At 37.1% G+C, this 6,489-nt stretch carries 6 protein-coding genes; all 6 read right to left on the minus strand.

The window, feature by feature from the left end:
- Positions 1 to 249: 249 nt before the first annotated feature.
- A complete protein-coding gene (locus SHYC_RS11740) occupies positions 250 to 1,107 on the minus strand; it encodes a ParB/RepB/Spo0J family partition protein (protein ID WP_039647381.1) in 858 nt (285 codons plus the stop codon).
- 40 nt (positions 1,108 to 1,147) lie between these two features.
- Complete coding sequence (rsmG, locus tag SHYC_RS11745) at positions 1,148 to 1,867, minus strand: 16S rRNA (guanine(527)-N(7))-methyltransferase RsmG (protein ID WP_039647383.1); 720 nt, start codon at positions 1,865 to 1,867, stop codon at positions 1,148 to 1,150.
- A complete protein-coding gene (mnmG, locus tag SHYC_RS11750) occupies positions 1,868 to 3,742 on the minus strand; it encodes a tRNA uridine-5-carboxymethylaminomethyl(34) synthesis enzyme MnmG (protein ID WP_039647385.1) in 1,875 nt (624 codons plus the stop codon).
- 17 nt (positions 3,743 to 3,759) lie between these two features.
- Entirely contained in the window at positions 3,760 to 5,142 is a 1,383-nt protein-coding gene (gene mnmE / locus SHYC_RS11755; protein WP_039647386.1) for a tRNA uridine-5-carboxymethylaminomethyl(34) synthesis GTPase MnmE, read from the minus strand.
- Positions 5,143 to 5,315: 173 nt separating this feature from the next.
- Positions 5,316 to 5,663, minus strand: coding sequence for a ribonuclease P protein component (gene rnpA / locus SHYC_RS11760; protein ID WP_039647388.1), 348 nt, complete (start codon positions 5,661 to 5,663; stop codon positions 5,316 to 5,318).
- Between the two features lie 150 nt (positions 5,664 to 5,813).
- Positions 5,814 to 5,951 (minus strand): 50S ribosomal protein L34, encoded by a 138-nt coding sequence (gene rpmH, locus SHYC_RS11765; protein ID WP_000240855.1) that lies wholly within the window; start codon positions 5,949 to 5,951, stop codon positions 5,814 to 5,816.
- Positions 5,952 to 6,489 lie beyond the last annotated feature (538 nt).

The following is a 6,489-nucleotide window of genomic DNA, read 5'->3' on the forward strand; positions in this document are numbered from 1 at the left end:
TTATTTCATCGTTTACTTAAAACCGCTTAATATAAATTATAAAACATGTATTTTCGCCTTCAAAGTTCATACCATCATGAATTTTGAAGGTTTTTCTATGCCGCTATGTTACATACTAAACAGGGTTGCTTCTACGAGCATGTTAGCTTAAGAATTCGCACTATTATAGTCTCAGACTTATATATTTTAATGCACTTCAGTCTCTTTTTAATTTTTGGCAAAAAAATAACCCAGGAAATTCTTCCTAGGTTACTTTCGATACACACGAATATTTACTTCATAATAATCGTCGTGTTCTTTTTCTTTTTGTTCATATTTAAAGCCATTCGCTTTAATTTCTAATAAAGTATCCGCAATAATGTCTCGGGCTTCTGAAATATCACGTACAAATTCTGGCGGTCGTGCTGTTACTGTTTCACTATTTTCAACAGTATCATTCACTGTAGACGATGCTTTAAGCCGTGTTTCAGTTTGCTTTACGTTCAATTGTTCTTTTAAAATAATATCCAACATTTCTTTTTGACGTTCTGGTGTTTGACCTACTAACGCGCGCCCATGGCGTTCAGTAATTCGATGGTCACGTACCGCATCTAAAACCACAGATTCTAGCTTTAATAAGCGTAACTTATTCGCAATAAAACTTTGACTTTTACCAACACTTTTTGCAAGTTCAGATTGAGTAATACCTTCAAAAGCCAATAATTTTTTATATGCTTCAGCTTCTTCTACGGCAGATAAATTTTCGCGTTGAATATTTTCAATCAACGCTACAACTGCCGTCTCTTCATCACTTAACGGTCTAACAATCACATCCGCTTCACTTTTGTGAAGGTGTTGTAACGCACGAAAGCGACGTTCACCTGCGATAATTTCATACATATTCTCTTCAATCGGTCGTACAACGATAGGTTGTAATAAACCGTGTGCATGTATGGATTCTGCGAGTTCTTCAATACGCGCTGGATCGAATGTTTGACGTGGTTGATAACGGTTCGGCACGATGCGTTCAATTTTAATAGATTCTACACCTTGCGTGTTATCATCGACAATTTCGAGGAGTTCATCTTTATTTTTTAATCCAAATAGTTTAGAAAAAGGTTTTTTCATATGTCTTCTCTCCCTTAAACCATTCCCAAACTTACACCATTTACTCTACTAAAGGTGATTTATTGGGTGTCCCAGGTTTTCTTGGGTACTTTTTAGGTGTTTGACTACGTTTTTCAATTTTAATAATTTGTCTTTCTCCAGCACCTTCTGGTAATTCAAAAATATGCACGTCATCAATACGACCACCAAACACACCAATACCAAAACGTGCTTCTTCAAGTTCTTCTTGTCCTTTTGATGATTTTAAAGCGATAAACAACCCACGTGTTTTAACGAGTGGTAAGCAAAGTTCACTTAAGACTGCCATACGTGCTACAGCTCTTGCTGTAACAATGTCAAAAGCCCCACGGTAGTCTTGATTTTTACCAAACGTTTCTGCCCGATCATGTACAAAATGAACACCTTCAAGACCGAGTTCATTCGCAAGCTGATTTAAAAATTGAATTCGCTTATTTAATGAATCTACGATCGTCACATGAATGTTTGGAAAAATAATTTTTAGCGGTATGCTGGGAAAGCCTGCACCTGCACCGACATCACATAAATTGATTTCTTGTGTAAAATCATAATAAAAGCTCGGTGTAATGGAATCATAGAAATGTTTTAAATATACTTCATGTTCTTCAGTAATGCTTGTTAAATTGATTTTATCATTCCATGCGACAAGCATATCATAATATGTTTCAAACTGTTGTTTTTGCCTATCAGATAACGTTATGCCATGAGATTCTAGTTGTGTTGCTAACCATGTTACGCTCATCTATTTCACCCTTTGAAGTTTGCCTTGTTCTAAATAAACTAACAATATTGAAATGTCAGCAGGATTCACTCCTGAAATACGTGAAGCTTGTGCAATATTTAAAGGTTTGACTTCTGCCAATTTTTCACGTGCTTCAGTAGCCAAACTATCAATTTTGCTATAATCCAAGTCTTCTGGAATTTTCTTTTGTTCCATACGCTTTACTTTTTCAACTTGTTGTAGAGATTTCGTAATATATCCTTCATATTTCGTTTGAATCTCAACTTGTTCTTCGATATCCGAACCTAAATGTGATGTTTCTTCAAGTATTTCTAAAATCGTCGTATACGTCATTTCAGGACGACGCAGCAATTCTTTCGCTAAAATACCATCTTTCAAACGCGAACCACCTTCACGCTCAATAATACTTTGTACACGTTCATTTGGCTTAATTCGGATTTGAGATAAACGTGCTATTTCTTCTTCAATATGTTGTCGTTTTGCTTGGAACTTTGCATAACGTTCTTCAGAAATGAGTCCTAATTCGTAACCAATATCAGTTAAGCGTAAATCTGCATTGTCATGACGTAAAAGTAAACGATATTCTGCACGAGAAGTTAACAGACGATACGGTTCATTTGTTCCTTTCGTAACGAGATCATCAATTAGCACACCAATATATGCATCAGAACGCTGTAAAATGGTTTCTTTTTTATCTAAAACACGCGCTGCAGCATTGATTCCAGCCATGAGTCCTTGTCCTGCTGCTTCTTCGTACCCAGATGTACCATTAATTTGACCAGCAGTATAAAGGTTTTTAATTTTCTTTGTTTCAAGCGTTGGCCATAATTGCGTTGGCACAATCGCATCATACTCTATCGCATAGCCTGCGCGCATCATATCTGCTTTTTCTAGACCTGGAATCGTTGCTAACATTTGGCGTTGCACATGTTCTGGTAAACTTGTCGATAAGCCTTGGACATAGACCTCATTTGTATGACGTCCTTCAGGCTCAAGGAATAGTTGGTGACGTGGTTTATCATTAAAGCGTACAAATTTATCTTCTATTGATGGACAATAACGTGGACCCGTTCCTTTAATCATTCCTGAATACATTGCAGATAAATGTAAATTATCATCGATGACTTTATGTGTATCACCATTGGTATACGTTAACCAACAAGGCAGTTGGTCTAAAATAAATTCTGTCGTTTCATAACTGAACGCGCGACCGACATCGTCGCCTGGTTGAATTTCTGTTTTACTGTAGTCGATTGAACGTGCATTCACACGCGGTGGCGTTCCCGTTTTAAAACGTACGACATCAAATCCTAACGCACGCAAATGATCGGCAAGCGTAATCGAAGGCAGTTGATGATTAGGACCACTTGAATATTTTAAATTCCCTAAGATGATTTCACCACGAAGGAACGTTCCCGTCGTTAATATAACGGCTTGTGCCAAATACTCTGTACCAATATTTGTACGCACACCTTTAACTTCATCATTTTCAATGATAAGCTCATCAACCATGCCTTGCATCACATCAAGATTAGGTTCATCTTCTAATACACGTTTCATTTCTTGTTGGTATAATACTTTATCCGCTTGTGCACGTAATGCACGTACAGCGGGACCTTTACCTGTATTCAACATACGCATTTGAATATGCGTTTTATCTATCGTTTTAGCCATTTGACCACCTAAGGCATCGATTTCACGAACAACGATACCTTTCGCTGGTCCGCCAACTGATGGGTTACATGGCATAAACGCAATATTGTCTAAGTTAATCGTTAACATCAGCGTTTTGGCGCCACGACGTGCTGCGGCTAATCCAGCTTCAATTCCAGAGTGCCCTGCCCCTACGACAATGACATCATAATTCTGTGTCATTATAAATCCTCCTTTTATTATTTTCCAAGACAGAATTGGCTAAAGAGTTGATCGATTAATTCTTCACTCGCCGATTCGCCTATGATTTCTCCTAAAATTTCCCATGTGCGCGTTAAATCGATTTGTACCATATCCATTGGCACACCCATTTCTGCTGCATCAATCGCATCTTGAATTGCTTGTTTTGCTTGTTTTAATAAAGATATATGTCGTGAGTTAGATACATATGTCATATCTTGGCTTTGGACTTCTCCACCAAAGAATAAATCTCTGATTTGAAGTTCGAGATCATCGATACCTTGTTGTTTTAAGATGGACGTCTCAATTATAGGCATGTCCCCTACCATCTCTTTGAGCTCATCTATATTGAGGCGTTGTTCTAAATCCATTTTATTAATGATCACAATCGCATCTTCATTTTTAATGACTTCATATAATTGGCGATCTTCTTCTGTGAGTGCTTCGTTGTAGTTTAAAACAAATAGAATGAGGTCTGCTTCGCTTAATGCTTTCCGCGAACGTTCTACTCCAATACGTTCAACAATGTCTTCTGTTTCACGAATACCCGCCGTATCGACGAGTCTCAGTGGCACGCCACGAACGTTTACATATTCTTCTAAGACATCTCGCGTCGTACCTGCAATTTCGGTGACAATTGCTTTATTATCATGTATTAAACTATTAAGCATAGAAGACTTCCCTACGTTAGGTTTACCTACTATAACTGTAGATAAGCCTTCTCGCATTATCTTTCCTTGAACGCCTGTATCAAGTAATTTTTGGATGTCTGTCTTAATGGCTTTAGAACGTTCCAACAAAAATTCTGTCGTAGCATCTTCAACATCATCATACTCAGGGTAGTCTATATTCACTTCAACTTGCGCTAAAATTTCCAGAATTGATTGACGTTGCGCCTTAATCATATCGCTCAGACGCCCTTCTATTTGGTTTTGTGCCACTTTAGACGCGCGGTCAGTCTTAGCTCTAATAAAGTCCATCACGGCTTCAGCTTGAGACAAGTCAATCCGCCCATTTAAAAATGCGCGTTTAGTATATTCGCCTGGCTCTGCGATACGTGCGCCATGTGTCATAGTGAGTTCGAGCACACGGTTAATTGTAAGAATACCTCCGTGACAGTTAATCTCTATAATATCTTCACGTGTAAATGTTCGAGGTGCACGTAAGACTGAAACCATAACTTCTTCAACGGTTTCATTCGTTTCCGGATCAATGATATGTCCATAATTGATTGTATGAGAAGCAACATCTTTTAATTTACTTTTACCTTTATACAGTTTATCTGCAATCTCAACGGCATCATGACCTGATAAACGTACTATACCAATTGCCCCCTCACCCATCGGGGTCGATATGCTTGTAATTGTATCCAATTGTTCCATGACACACGTACCTCCTTTACGATTATATCTATTGTAAAATGTTTAAAGTGTTATTACGATTGATGTGCTTTATTGACTTAGTCTAAAACGCTCATAAAAACGCTACAATTAAAGTTATAAAGCCTTTAGGTCAGTCTTAGGTTTGTCTGACGTCACACAAACGGTCGTCTAATTTAATGTATTTTCTTATTGAATACTTTTGCTATTTTTAACACATGCTCTAAACTCTTTTGAATTTCAAGTGCTGACATCTCTTTAGCGGGATGTCTCGCAATGACGATAATATCAAAAGGTAACATATCTTGTTTATGAACTTTAAAACATTCTCTCACACATCGTTTGATTCGATTCCGTGTTACAGCGTTACCGATTTTTTTAGAAACACTAATTCCTAATCTAAAATGATCCTGTTGTTGATGTCGATACGTATAAACAACAAACTGTCGATTTGCAACTGACCTCCCCTTTCGATAGATCAATTGAAAATCTGAATTTTTTTTGATGCGATATGCTTTTTCCATTGATCATCACTCAGCTTTCTCAATTCGAACATCTTTTAATACACTTTCATACCGAAAAAAAGAGGGCTGGGACATCATATGCTGTCCTAGCCCCTATAAAAGCGGTTAAGCAAACTTAACACGCATTTAGACCCCTATTCATCTTCTGTCTTATGCAGATAAGACTTTACGGCCTTTACGACGACGACGCGCTAATACTTTACGGCCGTTTTTAGTGCTCATACGTTTTCTGAAACCGTGCACTTTACTATGTTTACGTTTGTTTGGTTGATAAGTACGTTTTACCATTAAAAACACCTCCATCTTGCTTTATTCGATGATCTTCATTCATTTTAACTATCTTCAATTTCAACGCACTGCCACGTTAAATAGATATTCTTCTCTTAAATGAAATGTCTACATTTCAAGCAACTACTACATAATATCAAATTCATATTGGTAAATCAAGCGTATTTTTTGATTAAACGACATCGATATATGTGTAAAAGTTATCCACTTATACACAATTGTGTCCGAATATTTTGTGGATAAATATTTTTTGTGCACAAGTTACTCGAAAGTTGTCACACATATTCACACCCGTTTGACAGGCAGTGTTGTTAAAAAGTATAATTGTGTGGATAAGTGGATTAATCCCTTACGATACATAGGTTTCTTTATCACGATAACGTAGCATATACCTGTGAATAATCCCGTTAAACGTAAGAGTTACCCACAGCATGTGATTAATTTGTGGATAATTATTAACAAGGTGTGATTAGTTTTATCCACTGACGGGAAATCTGTGTATAACTTAAAAAATATTACTTAGGAAGATGGAGTGTAA

This window comes from Staphylococcus hyicus (genome assembly GCF_000816085.1).
GTDB lineage: Bacteria > Bacillota > Bacilli > Staphylococcales > Staphylococcaceae > Staphylococcus > Staphylococcus hyicus.